We start from the raw sequence: 22963 nt of genomic DNA, 5'->3' as shown, positions 1-22963 counted from the left end.
GTGATCACATCTACCGGCCGGCGCGTATCGGCGGGCGATCGGCGGACCATATGCGGTCCATATGCGGACGTTGCGATACTGCCCGGATGCGTGTGCTCCTGGTCGAGGACGAGCAGCCCCTCGCCCGTTACATCGAGGCCGGGCTGCGCAAGCACGGTTTCACCGTGGACGTCGCCCTGGACGGCCGTAGTGCGCTGGACAAGTGCGAGCTGACCCCGTACGAGGTGGTCGTGCTGGACCGGGACCTGCCGGAGGTGCACGGCGACCAGGTCTGCCGCCGGCTGGTGCAGCGGGGCGTGTCGCGGGTGCTGATGCTGACCGCGTCCGACGCGGTGGAGGACCGGGTCGGCGGGCTGATGCTGGGCGCCGACGACTATCTCGGCAAGCCGTTCGCCTTCTCCGAGCTGGTCGCCCGGGTGCACGCGCTCGTCCGGCGCAGCGCGCCGGCCCGTCCACCGGTGCTGCGCGCCGGCGGGGTGAGCCTGGATCCGGCCCGGCGCAGCGCCGAGCGGGACGGCCGGCTGCTGCGCCTGACGCCCAAGGAGTTCGGCGTGCTGGAGCAGCTGCTGGCCGCCGGCGGTGACGTCATCAGCGCGGAGACGCTGCTGGAGAAGGTGTGGGACGAGCACGCCGACCCGTTCACCAACGCGGTCCGGATCACCGTCGGCACGCTGCGCCGCAAGCTCGGCGACCCGCCGCTGATCGAGACCGTCATCGGCGCCGGCTACCGGATCGGCCCGTGATGCTGACCGCCCGCGCCCGGCTCGCCGTCCTGCAGACCGCCCTCGTGCTGGCCGCGGGGGCCGCGCTGGCCGGGTTGACCTACCTGCTGATGAAGCGCCGCCCGGCGCTCGTCACCCATCTGGACCCGGCCGGCCCCGACGCGCAGGGCACGCTGCGGCTGGTGCCGCAGCCGCAGGACCTGCGCGAGCTGGCCGACCGGGTGCAGGCCGACACGCTGTCCGCGCTGCTGCCCCAGGCCGGTCTGGCGCTCGTCGTGGTGACCGCCCTGGCCGCCGTCCTGGCCTGGCTGGTGGCCGGACGGGTGCTGCGGCCGATCCGCGTGATTTCCTCGGCCGCCCGGCGGCTGTCGGCCGAGAACCTCACCGAACGGGTCCCGGTCACCACCCCGGCCGACGAGCTGTCGACGCTGGCCGGCACGGTCAACGACATGCTGGACCGCATCCAGCGCGGCGTCGCCGAGCGCGACCGGATCCTGGACAGCCAGCGGCTGTTCACCGCCAACGCCGCCCACGAGCTGCGCACCCCGCTGACCACCGCCCGCACCGCGATCGACGTCACCCTGGACGGAAACCCCAGCCGGGACGAACTGCTCGCGATGGCCGGCGACGTCCGCGACGCCGTCACCCACATGCAGCGCGTCCTGGACGGGCTGCTGCTGCTGGCCCGCAGCCAGGCCGGCTCCGGCGCGCGCGAACCGGCCGACCTGGCCGCCATCGCGGCCGACGTCCTCGACACGGCGCGGGAGCGGGCGACAGCCGCCGGCATGGCCGTACATGCAAGGCTGCGGCCGGCGCTGGTCACCGGCGAGCCCGTCCTGCTGGAACGCCTGGTCGGCAACCTGGTCGACAACGCGGTGCGCCACAACCACGCCGGCGGGCACCTCGTCGTCGAGACGTGCACAGCGGGCCCGCGCGCCGTGCTGCGGATCCGCAACACCGGCCGCGAGATCGCGCCCGAGGAAGCTCAGACGCTGCTGGAACCGTTCGTGCACGGACAGGGCACCCGCGTCCGCACCGACGGCCCCGGCCTGGGCCTGGGACTGTCCATCGTGCGCGCGATCACCCATGCCCACCAGGGGAACCTCGCGATCGCCGCCCGCGCGGGCGGCGGCCTCGACATCACCATCGAGCTCCCGCCTCACTCACGGGCCGCGGAGCGGCCGGCACGACGACCCGCTGCGGTCACCGCACAGCCGGCTGGATGAACGCATCCGCCTGCCTTCGGCGTCAAGCGGCTGTACGGAGTGGTGAAGGTGTCTCGTTCGGGGTTCTACCGGTGGATCAAGGCGCAGGCGTGGCGGGCCGTGGCCGGGCACCGCTCAGCAGGAGGCCGCCGGCCAGGACGACCGCGGCCGCGGTGGCGCCGTGCACGCCGAAGGCGGTCGCGGCGGCTCCGCCGGACCCCAGCACGAGGATCATGTCGCCGAGCGGGGTGAGCGCGGTGACGAGCACGACCCACCCGAGGACGCGGCGGTTCCCGGCGAGCAGGACGGTGAGGATCACCAGCCCGGACACCACGTCCCGGATCCCCTTGACGGCGAGGAAGCCCGCGCCCTCGGCCCGGGGCCGGCTCGGCAGGCCGAAGGCGGGCGCCATGGACGCGGGGGTGAGGAGGTACGAGATCCCGACGTAGCCGATGAAGATCGCGCCGATGACGGCGAGCACGGCGCCTGCCGTGCCGCGGGACGGCAGCCTCGCGGGCCTCAACGGTCTCCTCCGGCGTGGGCCGTGGACGAGGCGGCCTGGCGGTCGCGGGTCCAGGCGGGGCTGTCGAGGAAGTGGTTGTCGTACAGCTCCTGGGAGGCGAGCAGCTCCTCCAGCGTGGCCTCGCCCCTGCGGAGGCGGTCGAGCAGGCGGAAGTACGCGAACCGCTGGATGCCGGGGGCGACGACGATGAGCAGGTCGGCGGTGTGGCCGGGAGCGGCGGCGAAGGCGTGGGGCGTCAGCGGGGGCACGGCCGCCGCGTCGCCCGCCGCCAGCGTCACGATCTCGTCGCCGGACAGGACCCGGGCCCTGCCTTCGAGGACGTAGAACAGCTCGGTGGAGGTGGCGTGGTGGTGCGGGACGGCGCCGTCGGCGCCCTCGGTGAGCGTCATCCTGATGGTGCTCAGCGCGCCGCCGGTGTCGCTGGAGTCGAGGAGCAGCCGGCCCGTGGCCGCGGGCGAGACGATCGTCTCGGCGTCGGCCGCGCGGACCAGGGCCGTGTTCGTGATCATTGACATGTCAGGCTCCCTTCGAGCGCCGACGCCACGAGCCGCTGCGCGTAGGCCCGGTCGACAGGCGCGCCTGTGATCATCACTCGGTAGTAGAGGGCGCCGGCCAGCTGGTCGAACAGCGTCTCGGCGTCGAGGTCGGCGCGCAGCTCGCCGCGGGCGCGGGCGCGCTCGATGAGGGCGAGCGCGAGGGCGTTGCGCCTGGCGTACTGCTCGCGGGTGAGCCGGCCGATGTCCTCGTGCCGGGCCGCGGCGGCCACCAGCTCGCCGGCCGTGCCCGACGACGGGCCCTCGCGGCCGCCCGCCGCGCGCATGCGGTTGAGCCCGGCGGCGATCTTCTCCAGGTAGTCGACGAGGTCGGCCCGGATGTCGCCGGTGTCGGTGATCTCGTCGTCCGCCTGCAGCCGCGCCACCACCGCCACGGCCAGGTGGTCCTTGGTGGGCCAGCGGCGGTACAGCGTGGTCTTGGCCGTGCCGGCCCGTTCGGCCACCTCGTCGATGGACAGGCCGGCGTAGCCGCGCTCGAGCAGCAGCGCGGCGGCGATCCGCAGCACCCGCTCGTCCACTTCCGCGTCGCGCGGTCGTCCGCGAGGCGGCATCGGGGACCTCCTTCATTCCGAAACTCATGTAGCGAAATAGAAGTTACCCGGAGCGGGACAATTTCGCAACACCGGTTTCGTATACCGCTCCCGGTGGACCGCGCATCCGCCTCCGGGGTGACGAGACGAGGGGTTCGCGCGGCCATCATGGGCGGTACGTCGTGAACCGCTCTTCTTCAGGAGGCAGTGTGAGGGACCGTGAAGCAGGCAACTCGAACAGGGGGATCGAGGAGTCGCTTCACCGGCGGCCGGACGACGCGCGGCACGTCGAGTTCCGGGTGCTGGGCCCCTTCGAGGTGCTCGTCGGCGGCGTCCCGGCCGGCCTCGGCGGCCCGCGGCAGCGCGCCCTGCTGGCGCGGCTGGTGGCGGCGGCCGGGTCCGTCGTCTCGATCGACGCCCTGATCGACGACCTGTACCACGGCGCGCCGCCGGCGAACGCGCTGGCCTCGATCCACGTCCACGTGTCGAACATCCGCAGGGTGATCGAGCCGGACCGGGCCCCGCGCACGCCGCCGAGGCTCCTGGTCGCCCGGCGGCCCGGCTACGTGCTCACCCCGGACGACGTCGACGCCCTGCGGTTCTGCGACCTCGTCGACAGCGCCGAGCAACGCCCGCCGGTCGAGGCGCTGGCCCTGCTGGAGGAGGCGCTGGGGCTGTGGCGCGGCCTGCCGTACGGCGAGTTCGCCGCCGAGCTGTGGGCGATGTCCGAGGTGAACCGCCTGCACGAGCTGCGCCTGACCGCGGTGGAACGCCGCGCGCAGGCTCAGCTCGACCTCGGCCGCCCCCAGGCGGTGATCCACGAGCTGGAGCCGGAGACCGGCGAACACCCGCTGCGCGAGCGGCTGTGGTGGCTGCTCGCCGTGGCCCACTACCGCAGCGGCAGGCAGGCCGACGCGCTGGCCACGCTGCGCAGGGCGCGGAACGTGCTCGCCGACCAGCTCGGCCTCGACCCCGGCCCGGAGCTGCAGGCTCTGGAGCAGGACATCCTCCAGCAGTCGCCGTCGCTCGCGTTCCCGCCCGGGCCCGGCGCGCCGCCGCCCCCGTCCTCCTCCGGCCCGCCGCCCGGGGTTCCGGAGCGCGCCGGGCTGATCGGGCGCGACCGGCAGGTCGCGACGCTGATGACGCTTCCCGTCCTGATGGAGCGCAACGGGGTGGTCACCGCCGCCGTCAGCGGCGAGCCCGGCATCGGCAAGACCCGGCTGTTACAGGCGTTCCGCGACGCCTGCGCCGAGCTCGGCTACGTGGTGCTGGACGGGCGCTGCCACGAGGGCGAGGGCGTGCCCCCGCTGTGGCCGTGGCTGCAGGTGCTGCGGGCGCTGGCCGAGCTGGTGCCGCCTCCCGACCGCCGGGCGCTGGCGGGCCTGCTGGACGACGAACGGCCCGCCGGGACGACGTCGGCCACGGTCCGCCACCGCAACCAGCTCATCGCGCGATGGCTCGTCGAGGCCGCCCGCCTCAGGCCCCTGGTGATCGTCCTGGACGACCTGCACTGGGCGGACTCCGCCACGCTCGAACTGCTCAGGGACGTCACCGTGCTGTCCGGGGCGCAGGCCAAGGACGTCTCGCTCACCCTGGTCACCGCGTTCCGCGAGGCGCCGCAGCGCGACCTGGGCGACCCGGCCGGCGCCTTCAGGCTCTCCGCCGACGAGATCCTCTACCAGCTCGCCCGCTACGACCTGGTCCGCGTCAGGCTCGGCGGCCTGTCCACCGACGAGGTGCGCGAACTGGCCGAGGAGATGGGCGCCAAGGTCAGCGGCGCGGAGGCGCGGCGCCTGGCCGAGCGCACCGGCGGCAACCCGTTCTTCGTGTGCGAGAGCGCCAGGCTGCTGGCCGAGGGGCAGAGCCTGGAGATCGTGCCCGAGCGGGTGGCCGACCTGATCAGGCAGCGGCTGGTCGCGCTCGGCCCCGAGGCCGGCGCGGTGCTCGGCGCCGCCGCGCTGATCGGCAGGAGCTTCGACCCCGGCCTGGTCGTGGAGGTGTGCGGGGCGTGGGCGCCGGACCCCAAGTACGCCCACCGCGCGCTCGACCTGGCGGTGCGGGCCGGGCTCCTGGTGGCGGGGGACGGGTGCCTGACGTTCGTGCACGACCTGGTCAGGGACACGCTGGCCGGCGACGTGCCGCCGCTGCGCAGGGCGCTGCTGCACCGGGAGGTGATGGCCGCGCTGTCGGCCAGGCCGTGCGCCGACGTGACGACCATCGCCCACCACGCGGTGCAGGCGGGCCCCGCGGCCTACCAGGAGGCGGCGCGCTGGGCGCGGGCGGCGGCCGGGCAGGCGAGCGAGGCGGCCGCGTACGAGGAGGCCGCCGAGTGGTGGGGCAGGGCCGTCACCGCGCACGGCGCCTGCGGCGGCGACCCCGTCGAGCATGTGGAGCTGCTGCTGCGCCAGGTGCGCGCCCTCCTGGAGGCGGGCGACGCGATGGGCGCCCGGCAGGTGCGGGCGCAGGCCCTGCGCGTCGCGGCGCGGGCGGGGGCGGGGCCCGAGCTGACCGCCCGCGCGCTCACGGCGCTCGACGCGCCCGCCATCTGGACGCTGCGCAACCCGTACGAGCCGGTGGAGGTGCGGCTGGTCGACCAGTTCGACGCGGTGCTGCGCCGGCTGCCCGACGACGACAGCCCGGAGCGCGCGCTGCTGCTCGGCGGCCTGGCCCAGGAGCTGTACGGCGACGGCGACATCCGCTGCCTGACCCTGTCCGCCGAGGCGGTCGCCATGGCGCGCAGGATCGGCGACCCGCTCCTGCTCATGCGGGCGCTCAACGCCCGCTCCCTGTCGGTGCCGCAGTCGGCCCACCTCGGCGAGCTGATGCGGGTCGCCGAGGAGCTGCACGAGCTGGCGCCCCGGGCGGACGAGCCGAGGTTCGAGCTGCTCGCGCACATGATGGACACCCACTACAAGCTGGAGACGCACGACCTGGCGGGCGCCGACCGGGCCGCCGCCCGCTGCGAGGCGATGCTGGAGCACCTGCAACTGCCCTGGCCGACGTTCCAGCACACCATGTGGCGGGCCAACCGGCTCACGCTCGACGGCCGGTTCGACGAGGCGGCCGCGCTGTACGACGAGGCCGAGCACCAGGCCCAGCGGCTCGGCATGTGGTACGCGGGCGCCGTCGTGGCCAACGGCCGCCTCATGCTGTACTACCAGCGCGGGGCCATGGCCGAGGCGGGGCCGCTGATCGACCAGATCACCGGCATCCATCCCAGCGTCGACCACGACGCCCGGGTCCTGGAGCTCTGCGCCCGCGGCCGGGTGGCGGAGGCCAGGGCCCTCACCCGGGACGGGTGGCCGTCGCCGCCGCGGGACTGGTCGTGGCTGACCATGACCTGCCTGCAGGGCGCCGCCCAGGCCGCCGTCGGCGACCTGCCGGCGTGCCGGGCGACGCGGGAGAAGCTGCTGCCCTACGCCGGCCGGATCTCCGGCGGGTCCGCGGTGTCCTGCATCGGCCCGGTCGACCACTTCCTCGCCCTGCTCACCACGGCGCTCGACGGCCGCTGACGGTCAGGCGGGCCGGGCGGCGAGCGGCCAGGCGGGACGGCGCTCGATGCGGGCGATCACCTCCGGGGACCCGAACCGGCGGTCGATCCTCCTGGCCGCCTCCGCCCAGTCGGCCATGGAGCGCACCGGCGACAACGTCTCGACCACGAAGGGATCGCTCCACCGCTCGACCGCGCGCCGCCAGATCGCGTCGGGGTCGTCGGTCAGCAGGTTGCCCACGCAGCCCTCGTACACCGGCATGGCGCGCACCTCGCCGTCGGGCTCGATCTGCATGAGCGGGAAGCCGTGCCTGGCGACGGTGCGGGGATGCATCATCAGGAACCAGTTGTCGGACGTCGTCACCCGGAGCGAGGGCGGCGCCAGCGAGCGCAGCCGCTCGGTGTACTCCTGGCTGGTCAGCGTGGCGAGCTCGGCGTTGGACAGCAGCTCGGACTCGGCGAAGCCCGGCCGGCTGGCGAGCCCGGCCGGCACCGCGGCGGCCAGGTTGAGGAAGCTCATCCGCGGGAACCTGGGGGCGAGGTCGGCGCACAAGCCGGGAAGCTGGTGGAAGTTGGCGCGCATGACCGAGCAGTCGATGCCGTACTCCAGGCCGGGAACGGCGTCGAACAGCGCCAGGGCGTTCAGCACGCGGTCGAAGGACCCGCGCCTGCCGCGCACGCGGTCGTGCACCTCGGCGTCGGCCCCGTCGAGGCTGACGGTGACGCGGTCGAAGACCCTGGCGCTCTCCTCGGCGTCCTCCGGGGTGAGCGTCCAGGCGCCGGTGTAGAGGCCGACCTCGATGCCCGCCTTGCCGATGTGCTCGGCCACCTCGTGGATGCCCTTGACCACCAGCGGCTCGCCGCCGGCGAACTCGACCGAGCGCGGGCCCATGGCGATGATCGCGTCGGCGAGCCGGAACAGGTCGCCGTGGGCGAGCCGCCTGGCCGGGCGTCTTCCCGACTCCGAGTAGCAGTGGACACAGCGCAGGGGGCAGGCGTAGGTGACGTCCCAGATGACGTGGGTGGGCCTGTTCATGGGAACCTCCTTGTCGCGAGGGGGTGGGCGGCGGGCGGCGGCGTGTTCGACCAGTGGCCGACCAGGTCGGCGTACAACCGGGAGCGGGCCAGCAGGTCGGCGTGGCTCCCGGTGCGGGCGGTGCCGCCGTCCATCAGCAGCACCCGCCGGGCCCGGACGGCGGAGCTGATGCGGTGGGCGATGACGACGAGCGAGCCCGGGCGGGCGGCGAACGCGGTCTCCGCCCGCGCCTCCGCGGCCGGGTCGAGATGGCAGGTCGCCTCGTCGAGGACGACCAGGCGGGCCGGGGACGCGTACGTCCTGGCCAGGGCGATGAGCTGCCGCTCGCCCGCCGACAGCGCGCCCGGCTCGCCGATCTCGGCGTCGAGCCCGCCGAGCCGGTCCAGCAGCGCCCGCGCGCCGACCCGCTCGGCCGCCTGGTGCAGCCAGGCGTCCGGGACGCCGGGCGGGCACAGGTAGCCCAGGTTCTCCCTGACGGTGCCCGCGAAGACGTACGCCTCCTGCGGCACGAGCGCCACCGCCGAGCGCAGGTGGCGCTCGGGCACCCTGTCCAGGGGGATCCCGCCGAACAGGAGCTGCCCGTGGGTGGGCCGGCGCAGCCCGGTGAGCAGCAGGGAGAGCGTCGACTTGCCGATGCCGCTCGGGCCGACCACGGCCAGGTGCTCCCCTTCGGGGATCCGCAGGTCGAGCCCCTGCACGACGGGCGTGGCCTGGGGCGCGTAGGCGAAGGTCAGCCCCCTCGCCGTCAGCTCGAACCCGGCGGGCGGGCAGGCGTGCGCGAGCGACGGCTCGGGGGGCGGCGGCACGACGGTCTCGGCCAGCCGGCGCAGGGTGACCGCGAGGGACACGCCCCAGCTCGCCAGGATGCCGGTCATCGACTGCAGGGCCGGCTGCAGGCCGTTCGCCAGGTACGTCACGGCGCCCACCACCTCGCCCGCGCTGAGCCGCCCCTGCCTGGTCAGCGGCGCGGCGGCGAGGATCAGGACGAGCATCGGCACGTGCGCGCCGACGCTGACGATCAGGCGCCGGGCCGCGCCGGCCCTGGCCAGCGCGCGGGTGGCGGCGGCCTGGGCGTCCACCGCGGCCCGCACGGCCGCGTACGCCTGCTCGCCGGCCCCGCAGGCGGCGACGTCCCGCATGCCCGACAGGATCGGCGTCGCCTCCGCCGTCAGCCTCTCGTCGGCCAGGACGAGCCCGCGCTGACGGGCCAGCAGCACCCGCAGCAGCAGGAGGAACACCGCGAGCGCCACGAGCACGGGCCCCGCGACGACGGCCGCGGCCAGGGGCGAGAGCACCAGCAGCCCGGCCAGCGCGCTGACCAGCGAGATGCCCAGGCCGTTGGTGGTGCGCAGCAGCGCGGACACCAGGCTGCGCAGCGTCTCGACCTGCCCCGTGAGCCGGCTGACGGCGGCGGTGTCGGGGCTCTCGCCCCGCGCGGCGCGGGTCACCGTGGCCGTGACGACGGCGCGGACGAGGTCGTCGCGCAGCGGCTCGACCACCGCGGCGAGGTGCGGGAACATCAGCCGCGTGGCCACGGTCCCGGCCAGCATCGCGGCCGCGAGCAGGCCGAGCCAGGCCAGCCCGGTGCCCGGCCGGCCGGCGAGGAAGCCGTCGTCGACCGCGTTGGCGACGAACAGCCCGGACACCAGCCCGGGCACGGCCTCGACGAGCGTCCAGACCAGCGCGAAGCCCAGCGGCCGCCTGCGGGGACGCAGCAGCGCGACCAGCAGCCCGAACCCGCTGCGGGAGGCCCGGCGGCTCATCCCTCGCCTCCCGCGAAGAGCGCCCGGTAGGCCGGGTGGCGCCACAGCTCCGCGTGCCTGCCCTGGGCGACGACCCGGCCGCCGTCCAGCCACACCACGCGGTCGGCCCGGGCGGCGGTGGCCGCGCGGTGCGCGACGACCAGGCGGGTGGTGCCGCGCATGCCCTCGGCCAGCGCGCGGGTCACCTGGGCCTCGGTCGCGGTGTCCAGGCTGGAGGTGGCGTCGTCCAGCACGGTCAGCCGGGCGCGCCGCACCATGGCGCGGGCCAGGCCGAGCCGCTGGAACTCGCCGCCGGACAGCGGGGCGGACGCGGCCGGGGTGCGGTAACCGCCGGGCAGCCGGCGTACGACGTCGTCGACGTGCGCCGCCCAGGCGGCCCGGCGGACCTGGTCGAGGCTCAGCTCCGGCCGGCCGTAGGCGATGGCGGCGGCGAGGTCGCCGCCGAGCAGCACGGGACGTTCGAAGGCGTAGGCGACCGCGTCGCTCAGCGCCCGCGGCGCCAGCTCCGCGACGTCGTGGCCGTCGAGCAGGACCCGGCCGTGATCGGGGTCGAGCAGCCGCCCGGCCAGCAGCGCGAGCGTCGTCTTGCCGGCGCCGGAGGGCCCGACGAGGGCGGTCAGCGAGCCGGGGACGAGGTCCAGGTCGACGCCGTCCAGCAGGCGGGCGCCCTCCCGGACGACGGTGACGCCGCGCAGCGACAACGCGCCGGGCCCGGGCGGGAGCGGGCGGGTGCCCGGCACGAGCGGCGGCAGCAGGAGCACCTCCTGGATCCGGCGGGCGGCCACGCGGGCCTCCGCCACGCCCAGGACGGCGTTGACCTGCTCGACGAAGCCCACGCCCATCGCCGCGTAGCCGGCCACGGCCAGCAGCTGGCCCGGTTGCAGACGGCCGTCGGTGACGCCGAGCCCCGCCACGACGAGCACGAGCACCTCGATCAGCGGCAGCAGCAGGCTGACCTGCCACACGCTGCGCGCCTGGGTCCGCCACACCTCGTGGCCCGCCTCGGAGAGCTCGGCCAGCGGGCGCAGCACCCGGGCGATCTCGCGGTCCTCGGTGCCGGACGCGCGGACCGTCCGGATGCCGGCCAGGGTCTCGGTCAGGCGTGCCGACAGGCGTCCCTGGGCGCCCTGGTAGCGCTCGTACGCGCCGGACAGGCGGGTGACGAACAGCCGCAGGATGACCAGCACGACGGGCAGCCCCGCCACGAAGGCGACGCCCGAGCGCCAGTCGGTCACCAGGAGCATGACGATGCCGCCGGTCGTGCTGATGAGCTCGGTGACGGCGTGCAGCAGGGTGAGCGGGACGCGGCCGACGGTCCCCGTGTTGCCGACCAGCCGGTTGACCAGCTCGCCCGGCGGGAGGCGGCGGGCGCGGGAGGCGTCGAGCCGCAGCAGGTGGGAGACGAGGCGCAGGCGGAGCGCGGCCGTCGCGGACGCGGTGGCCTCCGCGCCCGCGAGGCCGCTGACCAGCTCGGCGCAGACGGCGGCGGCCAGGACGAGCGCGAGCAGCCGGGCGGCCCGCGCGCTGTCGCCCGACACGACGCCGTCCACGGCGGCCGCGAGGGCGGCGGGCAGGGCCAGGGCGGCCGCCGTCGAGAGCGCGACGGCCGCCCCGGTCACCAGCAGGGACGCCCAGACCCCGCGTGCCGTCGCGGCGAGCAGGCGGTCACCGTCCCGCCGCGTCACCCGCGCCGCGGCGGGGTCCGCGGTCCGGGCCCGCATCAGCGGGCCGCGCCCTGGTCGAGGAAGCCGAGCACGCGCTCCCTGGCCGCGTGTCCGCCGAGGTCGGACAGGGGGTCGTGGCCGGCGTCCGGCACCTCCAGGTAGGCCGCGCCGGGGTGGCCGGTCGCGCGCAGCCGCTCGCGCAGGCGGCGGGAGTGGCCGACCGGGATGACCGGGTCGTGCTCGCCGTGCACGATGAGCAGCGGCAGGCGGATGCGGTGGGCCAGCCTGAGCAGGTCGCGCGGCCCGAGGTCGTCGTGGACGTCCTCACGTCCGCCCAGCCGGTCGATCAGGTCGCGCACCTGCTCGGAGCCGTCCTCGTAAAGCAGCGGGCCGGACAGGAACGGCGCGACGGCCACCGCGCGCCCCCACAGGTCCGGCTCGGCGGCCGCGGCCAGCAGCGCCAGGTAGGCGCCGTAGCTCACGCCGTACAGCATGGGGCGGGGCAGGCCAGGGGCGCGTTCCGCGGCGAGGTGGCGGCCCAGGCGCAGGAGGTCGGCCAGGTCGGGGCCGCCCCAGGCGCCGCGGACGGCCTCGCGGTGCGCCGCGCCGTAGCCGGTGCTGCCGCGCTGGTTGGGCGCCACGACCGCGATCCCCTCGGCGGCCAGCCGCTGGAACAGCGGGTCGAAGCCGAGCCGCCAGGCGGCCTCGGGCCCGCCGTGCAACGCCACGACCAGGCCGGGGGCGGCGGCGGGGTCGCCGTACACGACGGCCTCCGTGACGCCGTCCTGAGCGGGGTAGTCGCGCGTACGGGGTGCCGCCCACCCTGACCAGGGGGCGCCGGTCGCGGCGAGCACGCGCGGCCTGGACGGGTCGGGGATCATGACGACGCCCGCCGGGCGGTCCCCGGCGCTGTGCACCAGGCGCAGCCCGTCGCCCGGCCAGCAGGCCGCCGGGTACAGGATGCCGGGCGGCAGCTCGATCTCGCTGGAGGTGTCGGCCGCGAGGTCGTGGAGCAGCAGGTGGGAACGGGCGCGGCGGGTGAGCGACAGGGCCAGGAACCGGCCGCCGGGGTCGAGCGCCAGCGGGGTCACGCTGCCCTCGACGGCGTTCAGCCGCTCGGGGAGCCGCGCCGGCCCCGGCTCGCCCGGCGTGCGCACGCCGAGCCGGTAGCCGCTGCCGTGGGGCACGGCGGTCAGCAGCACCCCGGCGCGGGGAGCGGCCATGAGCAGGTGCTCGCCCTCGGGCAGGCCGAGAGGGGTGACGGTGCCGAGGGCCAGGTCCAGGACGCCGGCTCCCAGCGCGAGCCGGTCCCCCCGCTCGTCGAGCCAGGCCGTCGCGCCGATCGGGTGCGGCACCTCGGCGATCCGCTCCGGTGGCGTGGCGCCGCCGGGCAGGCGCCACACGGTGGTGCCGCCGTCGCCGTCCAGCTCCAGGACGAGGGCGGGGGTCCCGGCCGTGCCGGGCACCAGTCCGAGGCCGCCTCTGCGCACGGCCATCAGCTCGGTCTCCTCCGCCGTGTCGCGGCCCTGGCAGGCGGCGAAGGTGAGCCGCGAGCCGTAGGGTCCCGACCGGCACAGGAACAGATCGCCCTCGTCGGTGGGCAGGGGCACGCTCGTCGCGCTCTCGCCGTCCCCGGTCCGCACCGCCCTGGGACGCGGCCCGGCGCCGGTCAGGTCCCACACCTCGGGGCGCATCGCGGAGCCGCCCGCGACCAGGCAGGCGGCGTACCGGCCGCCGGGGGAGAAGCGGAAGTTGAGCCGGTGCGCGGTGGCGCGCGGTGTGCTCGTCGCGGTGGTCATCACGCCTGGCCGGCCTGCTCGGCCATCCAGCGGCGCGGGCCGCCGTGACGCAGGCGGTGCAGGAAGTCGAGCGGGCCGGCCAGGCCGGTGTTCCAGGCGACGGAGACGTGCTCGCCCCCCAGCTCGTCGGGCACCACCAGGAGCCCGTCCCGCAGGACGGCGCGCGCCCACAGGCTCGCCGCCAGGTCCTCGGCCAGCTCGTGGTAGGCGGGCTCGTCGAGCAGGGCGGCCATGTCCAGCAGGAACTGCCCGTCGCCCGCGAGCCCGTGGCAGGCCGCCGTGCCCGAGGCGTGCCTGGTGTCGCGCACGGCCATGGCGGCCCCGTGCGCGGCCTCGCGGAAGCGCCGGTCCCCGGTGGCCGCGTACAGGCGGACCAGGAACGTGCCGACGCCCGACGAGCCGTTGCACCAGTGCGGCAGCTTCGAGCCGCCCGACGGGCCCTCCGCCCACCAGACGCCTTCGCCGTGGCGCTCGGCCGCGCGCAGTAGCGTCTCGCCCGCGGTCACGGCCGTCTCCACGCAGTCGCCGCGGCCGAGCGCGGTCCCCGCGGCCAGCAGGTACGCCGCCACCCCCGCGACACCGTGCGCGAACCCGTAGTGGTCGGCGCCGGCGAGCTTGGAGTCGAAGCCGGCGGGGACGGGCCACGACACGCCGCCCTCGTCGGTACGCCTCGCCGCCTTGAGCAGGCCGTCCGCGCACGCGTCGGCCAGGTCGCGGAAGCGCGCGTCGCCGGTGGCCCGCCACAGGTGCAGCAGGGCCAGGCCGGTCCCGGCGGCGCCGTGGCAGATGTCGGGGTTGGGCCAGCCGACCGGCAGGCCGAGCCCCAGTTCCACCCCGGTGGAGCGCAGGCCCTCGTCGTCGAGGAGGCGGCCCGCGTCGTGCAGGGCGACGGCGATGCCGGCCCGGCCGAAGTACAGGCCGGGGGACGGCCGCCGCTCCCGCTCCAGCCGCCGCGCGGTCCAGCCCGCCGCCTCCCGCAGCGCGTCGGTCAGTGCCGGCCGGACGTCCTGCGCGAGCGCGTCCCCGTCGAGCAGCGCCGTCCACAGGGCGATCACGCCCGCGGAGCCGTACTGGACGGCGCACGGGTCGGCGGTCAGGCCGAAGCCCGTGCTCGGCCACAGGCGGGCGGACGGGCGCTCGGCGGTGCCGGGCGTCATGGTGCGCAGGGTGAAGGCGAGGCCGTCGTGGAGCAGCCGGTCCTGGTCGGCCGTCTCCAGGCGGTGGCGCGCGGCGGGACCCGGGGCGGCGGGGTCCAGGGCGGCCAGGAAGTCCCGCACGCGGGGAAGGTCCCAGCGCTGGTCGGGGCGCTCCCGCAGCAGGCCCAGCATCAGCGGGGACAGGGCGGTGGCGAGGGGGTCGCCCGAGACCGCCACCCGTACCGTCGTCTCCACCCGCTCGTCCCAGGACCGCGCGCCGGCGGGCCGGTCCTTCAGGTGGGGCGGCTGGCAGCCCGTGGCGGCGAACAGGACGATCGCCCCGAAGGCGTACAGGTCGGCCGCCACGCCGGGAGCGGGCGCGTACGTCGGCGCGTTCACCTGCTCGGGGGCCGCGTACCCGGGCGTGAAGGCCCGCCCGACCACCGTGCCGGGCACGGCGGCCATCTCCAGGTCGATCAGCCGGCAGCCGCCGTCCCCGGTCATGATGACGTTGTTGGGCGTCAGGTCGCGCAGCACGTGACCCTGCTCGTGCACGACGCCGACCAGCTCGGCCAGGCCGCGCAGCGCGCCCAGCAGGTCGCCGGCCCGGTCGCCGGCGTCCGGCTCCCAGCCGGCCAGCGCGCCGCCCTCGATGTGCTCCTGCGCCAGGAACACGTTGCCGTCCTGCTCGAACAGCAGCACCTTGCGGGCGGTGACGTCCAGCGGGCCGAAGACGTCCAGCATGCGCGCCTCGTGGCGCAGCCGGTCCCGCTCGTCGGTCCCGTCGAGCCCCGCGCCCAGGTGCGGGCGCGCCTGCTTGATCACGACCGTGCGGCCGCTCTCGCGGTCCTCGGCCAGGAACACCCCGCCCTTGGCGCCGTGCCTGATGGCCTCGCGCACCACGAACCTGCCGGCCAGCAGCACCGCCTGCGGCGGCGCGGTACGCGCGGGCTCCCGGCCCGACTCGAACGGGCACTCGGCCCAGTCCGGCGGCGAGTACCAGGCGTTGCGCTCGTCGGGCACCCGCGTGCCGTCGGGCGCGGTCAGGCGGGAGGCGTACGAGCCGTCGTTGTCCAGCTCGCTCGGCGCGGAGAACACGCCGAAGCGGTAGTGCACCAGGCTGCCCGGCCGGTAGACGCGGTCGGAGAGTATCGGCGCGCCGGGCAGGCCGCGGGTGGCCTCGTGCAGCTCTTCGGCGATCTCGGCCGCTTCGGCGTCCGTGGGGGGATAGACCGTGACGAACTTGCCCACCGAGCCCCGGTCCTGGTCACGCGCGACGAGCCGGGCCAGCTCCTCGAGGTCGGCGGCGTACTTGAAGGGGCAGCCGCGCCGGCCGAGCACCCGCGCCACCCGGGCCAGGACCACGGGGGCCGACAGCGGCGTCGCCGCCACGTGCAGCTTCCAGCCCTGCGGCCGGGTGGCGGCGCCGTCGGGAGCCGCGTACGTCCAGGGCGGGTCGGTCCTGAACCGCCACTCCCGGTCGCCTCCCGACCGGCGCAACGCCGCGCGGGCGACGTCCTCGAGCACGTGCCGATCGGCACCTGCGACGCCGTCCCCCGACGGACCACGTTCACTCACGACGCCGGCTCTCCGTTCTTCCGCTGCGGGATGGATCGCAGCGAGCGTGCCAGCGGCGGCTAATGAACCCCTAAAGGCGGCGGCGGCCCGGGCGTTAAGCGCGGCTAAGCGGCCCGTTAGAGGGTCCTGCGATCCTCGCGGGACCGGCGGAGGCTCTTCGCCCGACAGAAAGGAATCCAACGATGGAACTCAACGTCGAAGCCCTGGACAGACTGCCGATGAAGCCGGGGAACGCGGCGTCCGCGCGGGCCCGGTGCTGCCTGACGTGCATCTTCAACAGCGTCGTCTACGTGTCCGCCGCCGAGTAGCGTCACCCGTCCCCGGGATTCCCTGCGGTGCGGCCGCCGTGCCTCACCGCAGGCCCGTCAGCTCCCCGGGGTCGGCGGCCACCACGCCGGAGAAGCTGCCCGGCGCGAAGAACCGCCCGGCCGCCTCGACCACCGACTCCGGCGTCACGGCGGCCAGCCTGCGCGGGAAGCCGAGCAGCAGCAAGGGGTCCACGGCCTTGGCGGCGAGGCCGGCGAGCGCGCCCGCGAGCTTGACGGCAGGGGCCAGCCGGACCGCCGCCGAGCCCAGCGCGTAGGCGCGCGCGGCCTCGATCTCGTCGGCCGTGGGCGGGTGCGTCCGCATCCGGTCCAACTCGGCGAACAGCACGTCCAGGGCGGGGCGGGTGGTCGCGGTCGCGGTGTCGGCCTCGATCGACAGGAATCCGGCGCCGGGATGGTGGTCGAAGAACGCCGTGACGCCGTACACGTAGCCTTTGTCCTCGCGCAGGCTGCGGGAGAGCCGGGAGGACAGCGAGCCGCCCAGGATGTCGCGGGCCAGGAACAGCGCGGGGTAACGCTCGTCCGCCACGGTCACGCCCGGCGCGCGCAGGCGGATGCGCGACTGCGGCGCGCCCGGCGTGGGCAGCGGCAGCAGGCGGCCCCGCCCGATCCCGGGCAGCGGCGGCAGCGGCGGCAGCGGCGAGGCGTCCTGCCAGCCCTCGAACGCGCGCTCGCACGCGTCGGCCAGCCGGTCCGGATCGTCCGGCGCGAGGATCACCAGGACGGCGCCGCGCGGCCCCGCCGGCCGGTGCCGCGGCTCGGCGATTGCGGCCAGCTCGTCGTCGCCCGGCATGGGGAAGGCCACCGGATGCCCGCCGAACAGGTGCCGCGCCAGCTCCGCGCGCATCGCGAGGTCGGGGTTCGCGCGCAGCAGCGCGAGCCGCGCGACCAGCTGCCCGCGCGCCGCGTCGACCTCGGCGGGCACCCCGCGCGCCACGTCCGCCAGCCCCCGGACCAGCGTGTCCAGGTCGTCCAGCGGGCCCGACAGGGTGGCGGTCAGCTGGTGGACGTCGGCCGCGACGTCCAGCTCCATCCCGTGCTCGGCGACCCGCCCCCGGGACAGGCAGGCCGCCAGCAGGACCGACTCCGCCAGCGTCTCCCGGGTGCGGCAGGGGGCGGGCAGGATCAGGCGGGCCTCGGCCACCGGGGCCCTGCCGTGCTTGATCGCCAGCACCCGCAGCCCGTTCGCCAGTGTGCGGTCCGCGGTCATCGGTCCCTCCCCGGGGTGATCGTCAGCAGCGCGCGGGAGTCGGGGCGCAGACCGCGGGCCGCCGCCGCCACGTCCTCGGCGTCCACGGCCGCGTACAGCTCGGGCAGGCGGGCGGCCAGCCCGGGATCGCCGAACAGCAGCTCGAAGCGGCCCAGCATGCGCACCCGGTCGGCGAGCGCGTCCATGGACCGGTGGTGGGACAACGACCAGGCATTACGGCAGCGGCGCAGCTCCTCCCGCGTGGGCCCGCCGGCGGCGAGCGCGCGGAGCTCGGCGTCCACGGCGGCCAGCATCCGCTGCGCCGGCAGGGCCGCCGGGTGGATCGCGGTGAGCAGCCACAGGTCGGGGTCGCGGGCGTCCAGGAGGTCGAACAGCCCGGTGCGCGCCGAGAAGGTGACGTCGTGGCCGGTGTCCCGGTGCAGCCTCTCCGTCAGCCGGGACCGCACGCCGCCGGTCAGCACCCCGGCCAGGACGGACAGCGCGACGTGGGCGGCGGGCCCGGCCGCCGGGTCGGGCACCCGGTGACCGAGCGCGAGCGCGGGCAGCGGCGCCAGCGGGTCGGCGTGCCGGGCCGTGACCTGCCCGGCCGGTTCCGGCTCCGCGTACGAGGCCCGCGCGGCCCGGGGACGCCCCGGGATGCCGCCGAAGGCCCGCTCGACGAGCGCCAGCACCTCCTCAGGCTCGACGTCGCCGGCGACCGTCAGGACGGCGTCGCCCGGCCCGTAGTGCCGTTCGAAGAACTCCGCGCAGTCGGCGACGGTCACGTGCTGGAGCGCCGCGTGGTCCCCGTAGCCGTCGTGGGCGTTGGCGAAGGAGCGGAACAACACGGGCGAGATGCGCGGCCAGGGGAACCCGCCGTACGGCCGGCGCGTCTTGCCCAGGATCTCCTCCCTGATCACCGACACCTGGGTGCGCACCGCCCGCTCGGTGATCTCCGGGGCGCGCATGCGGCCCGCCTCCAGCGCGATCACCGCCGCGACCGAGCCGGACGGGACCACGGTGTAGAAGTCGGTGTAGTCCTGGCGGGTCGAGGCGTTGCAGATCCCTCCGACCCGTTCGACCTGCTGGAAGTGGCCCTGGAACATGAGGTGCTCGAACAGGTGGGCCAGGCCGGAGGCGTGCTCGGCCTCCGCGCGGAAGCCGACGTCGTAGTGCACGGCCACGCCCGCCACGGGCACGGAGCGCTCCTCCTCGATGACGACCCGCAGCCCGTTGCCCAGCGTCACACGGGTGATCACCGGTGCACCAACCTGCCTTCCGCGGCGGCGTCGAGCACGTCGGCGGCCAGCTTGAGGTACTCCAGCAGGACGTCGTGCCATTTCAGGTAGGCGGCGAAGTCGTGCAGGTGGGTCAGGAAGCGCAGCGCGGCCGTCCTGCCCACCGCCTCCAGGTCGAGGGCGCCCGGGTAGCCGTCGAGGACACGGGCGGCGAACAGGCCGGTGTCGAAGGATCTGCGGGCGCCGAAGCGGCCGACGGACGCGCCGAGCTCGACCAGCTCGCCGACGAGCCACCCGACGTCGGTCTCGGGCGGCCCCGCGGCCAGGTTCTCGCCGGTCAGCAGGGCGCCGTCGGTCCCGGGGACCACGGGGAGCAGGATGCCGAGGCCGGGGCCGCCGTGCAGCAGGACGCGCGGCGCCCCCTCGGGCGGGAGGCACCACTCCGCCGCCGTGGCCATCCGGTCCCGGCCCAGCAGCTCGCTCGCCCGGCGGTGCAGGACGGCCGCGGCGCCGGGACCGTGCCCCGCGCGCAGCCAGGACAGCAGGCGCACCAGCCCGTCGGGCGCCGGCAGGCCGGGCTCCGGCGGCGGCACGGCGTGCAGCCGGGAGAGCGCCACGCCGGTCTCGGCCAGCGTGTGCGCGACGATCCGGACGATCTCGGCGTCGCTCTCGCCCGCCGCCGGGCCGAGGAGCATCGCGGCGAGCGAGCGGTTCTGCCTGGTGCGGTAGGCCACGCCGGTGGCCTCGGCGCGTTCGGGCAGCGTGAGCGCGACCCGGCCGGGCGCCACCGCCGCCACTGCGGCCAGGACTGCGGGGCCGGGCGTACGCAGCGCGCCCCCCGGGTGCGGGCCCGGACGGCGGGTCCACCAGTAGTACCCCCCGGCCGACCGCGTGATCGCGGTCAGCACGTAGCCCGTGCCTGAGCCGGTCACCGGGTCCTCCTTCCCGCGCGTGGCGCGCAGCCTCGTCTCTCGATCAGGCGGGCGGCGGGGCTCACCCGCCGGCGTCCGCCAGGGCGTGCAGCAGGGCTTCCGCGTCGGCCAGTGCCGCGCCGAACCCTTCGAGGGCCGCGACGCCCGCGAGGTTGAGCACGACCTCGTCGGCGCCCGCCTCGCGGTAGCCGCGCAGTCTCGCGACGACGTCCTCGACCGGGCCGTACGCGTAGACGCCCGCCTCGACCAGGGCGGCGGCGCCGGCCCGCGGGTCGGCCGGGTCGGCGGGCACCCCGGCCCGCCGGAGCATGTCGGTGTAGTGCGGGGCCCGCAGGTGGTCGGCGGCGGCGCCGTAGGCGAGCCTGCGCGGGTCGCGGCCCCGCGCGGCCGGCGCGACGTGCACGACGGTCACGACCCGGGGCCGCCCGCCGCGCCCGCCGGCCCCTTCCGCCAGCGCGGGGATCAGCGTCTCCGCCAGGTAGCGCGGCGGCGTCATCCAGGTCACCGCCACGTCGGCGGCGGCGCCCGCCGCCCGCGCCATGCCGGGGCGCAGCACGCCGAGGCCGACCTCGACGGGCGGGTGGCTCATCGGGGGCAGCGCGGCGTCACCGTCGAGGAAGGCGCGCACCGCGCGGGCGTAGTCCGCGGCGGCGGCGGCCGGTCTGCGGTACGGGGCGCCGCGCAACGCCTGGACCAGGTCCGGGGTCGCGGTGCCGTACCCGGCGACCAGCGGGCGGCCGGTGAGCGCCGCCAGGCTGCGTGCCTGCGCCGCCGCCTCCATCGGGTGGCGCAGCGGCATCAGCGTCACGCCGAGACCGCAGGGCACCCTGAGCCCTCTGCCGGCCAGGTAGGCGAGCGTCTGGTGGGTCTCGGCCAGGACCGACTGCCCGAGCCAGAGCCGGCCGGCCAGCCCGCCCGCCACCAGCTCGCCGAACGGCACGACCTTCTCGGGGTCGGTGTGCTGGAGCGGGAACATCAGTCCGGTCGTCATGGCCTTCCTCGCCGGCGTCAGGGGGCTCGGTGGTGGTGCCGCGGGTCGCGGTCGACGCCCGCGGCACCGCGACCGTCAGCTGATCGTGTACGCGATGTAGCACAGGTGAGCGGTCAGGTAGCTCGTGCGCGGCCAGGCGCCGGGAGCGTCGCTGCCGGGCACCGCCGCGACCTCGGCGAGCGAGGTGTACGCCTCGGCGCCCTCCATGAGCAGTTCAGTGGACATGCGGATCACCTCCTTCCTTGTCCTCGCGGGGTCCGGGCCCGGGTTCGGGACCGGAAGTCTGGAAGGGCCGCGCCGGGGAGGTGAGGTTGCGGTGCGGCGCGTCGGGGTCGATCCCCGCGGCCAGCAGCGCCTCCCGTACCGCCTCCGCCCGGTCGCCGCCGTGCTCGGCGCAGGCCAGCAGACCGGCGGCGACGGCGTGGGAGCGGTGCTCGCCGAAGCTCAGCCCGCGCATGCCGGGCCGCCGGTCGTCCGGCTCCCAGGCCCAGCCGGCGCCCGGGCCGAGCGGGGCGACGTAGGCGGACCGGTCCTCGCGCAGCCCACCGGCCGCACGGGCGGCCGCGGCGATCTCCGGCACGGCTTGCCAGGCGGAAGGGCCCAGGTACACCACGACGCTGTCGCGCCGCGGATGCAGGTCGCGGGCGGAGAGCACCTTGGCCCGGTACGGCAGCCGCAGCAGCTCCAGCCGTTCGAGCACCGCGCCCCACAGGCCGGGCGCGGCCTCGGCGCTCTCGGCGCCCAGGTAGACCCGCAGGCATCCGCCCTCGCCGAGCCCCTCTCCGGCCGAGCCGCCGGCCAGGAGGAACCCCGGCGACACCGACGGCCGCACGGCCGGCAGGCGCACGTGCCGGGCGGGCCCGGCCGGGGTGGCGACCTCGTCGCCGAGCCGGGACTCCGGGACGCGCACGCGCACCCCGTTCAGCCGCAGCACGCCCGGCATGCCGGGCTCGACCGGCGCGACGGCGGCCGTGTCCCGGTGCGGGACGCGCTCGCGCAGCAGGCGCTCGAACTCCGGGTCGCGCACCGACCGGTGCTCCGCTTCCCCGGGCCGCGGGTGGCCGGTGTGGAAGGTGTCGTACAGCGCGTCGGCCAGCGCGCCGCGCAGCGCCTTCGGGCCGTCGGCGACGATCTCGCGGTCGTCGACGTACGCCGAGGTCAGGCCGGCGCCGATCCGCACCCGGTCAAGCGTGGACTTCATGCCGTTCCCCCAGGCCCAGCGTGGTGGTGAGGTCGGCGGGCCGCAGCAGCGCCGTACGGCCGACGCCCGCGACGGCGCGTTCCACCGCGCTCAACCGGCCGCGCTGGTGACCCGCGACGATGATCCGGTCGATCAGGTGCCAGCCCGCGAACGCCGCCGCCCTGGCCGCGAGCCCGCGGTCGTCGCGCGCCTCGGGCCGGGCCTCCAGGTAGCCGGTCCAGAACGCCTCGACGTGGGGACGCAGGGCCTCGAAGCGGCGCGCGCCGTTCGCGATGACCTCGCGATCGCTCATGCCGTCGTCGGGCCCCGCCATGCCGAGCACCCCCCGGTAGAGCCATTCGCCGGCGAAGGCTCCCACGTCGCGCGCGGCGTCGGCGAGCCTCGCCTCCTCCCAGTCGGTCAGGTGCAGGACGCCGTCGTGGCAGAGGAACTGGTCGAGCCGGACGTCGCCGTGCACCAGCACGTGCGGGCCGCGCCGTTCCCGGTCGCACAGGTCCTCGACGGCCTGGACGAGCACCGGGTCGTTGTGCAGGAGCGCCCACGCCTCCAGCTCCGCTCCGCTGGCGGCGGCGTGCGCCTCCAGGGACAGGGCCACGAGGCGGTCGCGGGGCGGCATGGGCGGCTCGGAGTCGTCGGCCGCGACGGGCGGCGGCGCGGCGAGGGTGTGGAGCGTGCCCACCTGCCTGCCGGCGGAGTACGCGAGGTCCCAGGTGAACGCGTCGTCCCCGGCGAGGTCGGCGCCGCTGCGCGCGTCCTGCACCAGGGTGAAGGCCAGCAGCCCCGACTCCTCGTCGGCGCCCAGGAACCGCGGCGTGTTGATCACCGGGTGCCCGTCGAGCGCCGTCCCCATCGCCCTGGTACGTGCCACCCTGCGGCGTACCTGGCCCGCCTCCCCGAGCACGCGCTTGACGAAGACGGGGACGCCCTCGTCGGTCACGCCCGCCCAGGTGTCGTTCCTGCCGAAGAACGCGGAGACCGCGTCGGGGCGCAGCGCGCCCAGGCGGAGCCGCGTGAGGAAGTCCGCCAGCCCGGGCACCTGGTCGAGCGGCACAGGGACCGGGGCGGGCGGCTCAGCCACGGCCGTCA

The 22963-nt window shown here is 76.3% G+C and carries 19 protein-coding genes; 4 read left to right on the top strand and 15 right to left on the bottom strand.

The features are described from left to right. Positions 1-86 precede the first annotated feature (86 nt). Entirely contained in the window at positions 87-743 is a 657-nt protein-coding gene (locus tag MF672_RS08000) for a response regulator transcription factor (RefSeq protein ID WP_242371821.1), read from the top strand. Further along, the gene (locus MF672_RS07995; protein ID WP_242371944.1) at positions 743-1948 is read left to right on the top strand and encodes a sensor histidine kinase; all 1206 of its coding nucleotides are present in this window, start codon (positions 743-745) and stop codon (positions 1946-1948) included. The genes MF672_RS08000 and MF672_RS07995 overlap by 1 nt, the downstream gene beginning before the upstream one ends. A gap of 76 nt (positions 1949-2024) precedes the next feature. Here MF672_RS07995 and MF672_RS07990 read toward each other — a convergent pair whose 3' ends face one another. Genes MF672_RS07990 through MF672_RS07980 form a run of 3 tightly spaced genes read right to left on the bottom strand, consistent with a single transcriptional unit; the run spans position 2025 to position 3555 of the window. Next, positions 2025-2450 (bottom strand): DUF4267 domain-containing protein, encoded by a 426-nt coding sequence (locus MF672_RS07990; RefSeq protein WP_242371822.1) that lies wholly within the window; start codon positions 2448-2450, stop codon positions 2025-2027. Continuing rightward, on the bottom strand, positions 2447-2965 hold the full coding sequence (locus MF672_RS07985) for a cupin domain-containing protein (RefSeq protein ID WP_242371823.1): 519 nt from the start codon (positions 2963-2965) through the stop codon (positions 2447-2449). Before MF672_RS07985 ends, MF672_RS07990 begins: the two co-directional genes overlap by 4 nt. After that, positions 2956-3555, bottom strand: a complete 600-nt coding sequence (locus tag MF672_RS07980; RefSeq protein WP_242371824.1) for a TetR/AcrR family transcriptional regulator — start codon at positions 3553-3555, stop codon at positions 2956-2958. The genes MF672_RS07985 and MF672_RS07980 overlap by 10 nt, the downstream gene beginning before the upstream one ends. Positions 3556-3743: 188 nt before the next feature. Between MF672_RS07980 and MF672_RS07975 the strand changes: the two genes are divergently transcribed. Then, a complete protein-coding gene (locus MF672_RS07975) occupies positions 3744-7046 on the top strand; it encodes an ATP-binding protein (protein ID WP_242371825.1) in 3303 nt (1100 codons plus the stop codon). A 3-nt stretch (positions 7047-7049) separates the two neighbouring features. Here the strand turns inward: MF672_RS07975 and MF672_RS07970 are convergent, their stop codons facing one another. Genes MF672_RS07970 through lanL form a run of 5 tightly spaced genes read right to left on the bottom strand, consistent with a single transcriptional unit; the run spans position 7050 to position 15949 of the window. Then, entirely contained in the window at positions 7050-8060 is a 1011-nt protein-coding gene (locus MF672_RS07970; protein ID WP_242371826.1) for a radical SAM protein, read from the bottom strand. Then, the gene (locus MF672_RS07965; protein WP_242371827.1) at positions 8057-9823 is read right to left on the bottom strand and encodes an ATP-binding cassette domain-containing protein; all 1767 of its coding nucleotides are present in this window, start codon (positions 9821-9823) and stop codon (positions 8057-8059) included. Before MF672_RS07965 ends, MF672_RS07970 begins: the two co-directional genes overlap by 4 nt. Continuing rightward, a complete protein-coding gene (locus tag MF672_RS07960; RefSeq protein ID WP_242371828.1) occupies positions 9820-11544 on the bottom strand; it encodes an ABC transporter ATP-binding protein in 1725 nt (574 codons plus the stop codon). Before MF672_RS07960 ends, MF672_RS07965 begins: the two co-directional genes overlap by 4 nt. Next, entirely contained in the window at positions 11544-13286 is a 1743-nt protein-coding gene (locus tag MF672_RS07955; RefSeq protein ID WP_242371830.1) for an alpha/beta hydrolase family protein, read from the bottom strand. Before MF672_RS07955 ends, MF672_RS07960 begins: the two co-directional genes overlap by 1 nt. Beyond that, a complete protein-coding gene (lanL, locus tag MF672_RS07950; RefSeq protein ID WP_242371832.1) occupies positions 13286-15949 on the bottom strand; it encodes a class IV lanthionine synthetase LanL in 2664 nt (887 codons plus the stop codon). Before lanL ends, MF672_RS07955 begins: the two co-directional genes overlap by 1 nt. A 233-nt stretch (positions 15950-16182) precedes the next feature. On the opposite strand from lanL, the gene MF672_RS51295 reads away from it, so the two are divergent. After that, on the top strand, positions 16183-16308 hold the full coding sequence (locus MF672_RS51295; protein ID WP_302893178.1) for a hypothetical protein: 126 nt from the start codon (positions 16183-16185) through the stop codon (positions 16306-16308). A 43-nt stretch (positions 16309-16351) separates the two neighbouring features. Here the strand turns inward: MF672_RS51295 and MF672_RS07945 are convergent, their stop codons facing one another. The 7 genes from MF672_RS07945 to lxmK all read right to left on the bottom strand — a co-directional run bounded on the left by MF672_RS07945 (position 16352) and on the right by lxmK (position 22955). After that, complete coding sequence (locus MF672_RS07945; protein WP_242371834.1) at positions 16352-17536, bottom strand: M16 family metallopeptidase; 1185 nt, start codon at positions 17534-17536, stop codon at positions 16352-16354. After that, complete coding sequence (locus MF672_RS07940; RefSeq protein ID WP_242371837.1) at positions 17533-18774, bottom strand: M16 family metallopeptidase; 1242 nt, start codon at positions 18772-18774, stop codon at positions 17533-17535. Before MF672_RS07940 ends, MF672_RS07945 begins: the two co-directional genes overlap by 4 nt. Next, a complete protein-coding gene (locus MF672_RS07935) occupies positions 18771-19685 on the bottom strand; it encodes a hypothetical protein (protein WP_242371838.1) in 915 nt (304 codons plus the stop codon). Before MF672_RS07935 ends, MF672_RS07940 begins: the two co-directional genes overlap by 4 nt. A gap of 61 nt (positions 19686-19746) precedes the next feature. Beyond that, the gene (locus tag MF672_RS07930) at positions 19747-20676 is read right to left on the bottom strand and encodes an LLM class flavin-dependent oxidoreductase (RefSeq protein ID WP_242371841.1); all 930 of its coding nucleotides are present in this window, start codon (positions 20674-20676) and stop codon (positions 19747-19749) included. 75 nt (positions 20677-20751) lie between these two features. Further along, entirely contained in the window at positions 20752-20901 is a 150-nt protein-coding gene (locus tag MF672_RS07925; RefSeq protein ID WP_242371842.1) for a hypothetical protein, read from the bottom strand. Beyond that, positions 20891-21877 (bottom strand): T3SS effector HopA1 family protein, encoded by a 987-nt coding sequence (locus MF672_RS07920; RefSeq protein WP_242371844.1) that lies wholly within the window; start codon positions 21875-21877, stop codon positions 20891-20893. Before MF672_RS07920 ends, MF672_RS07925 begins: the two co-directional genes overlap by 11 nt. Further along, positions 21861-22955, bottom strand: a complete 1095-nt coding sequence (gene lxmK, locus MF672_RS07915) for a class V lanthionine synthetase subunit LxmK (RefSeq protein ID WP_242371846.1) — start codon at positions 22953-22955, stop codon at positions 21861-21863. Before lxmK ends, MF672_RS07920 begins: the two co-directional genes overlap by 17 nt. Positions 22956-22963 lie beyond the last annotated feature (8 nt).

Origin of the sequence: Actinomadura luzonensis (genome assembly GCF_022664455.2) — a bacterium.
Lineage (GTDB): Bacteria > Actinomycetota > Actinomycetes > Streptosporangiales > Streptosporangiaceae > Nonomuraea > Nonomuraea luzonensis.
The sequence above is the reverse complement of the archived record's forward strand: the minus strand, read 5'-3'. Positions and strand labels throughout refer to the sequence as shown.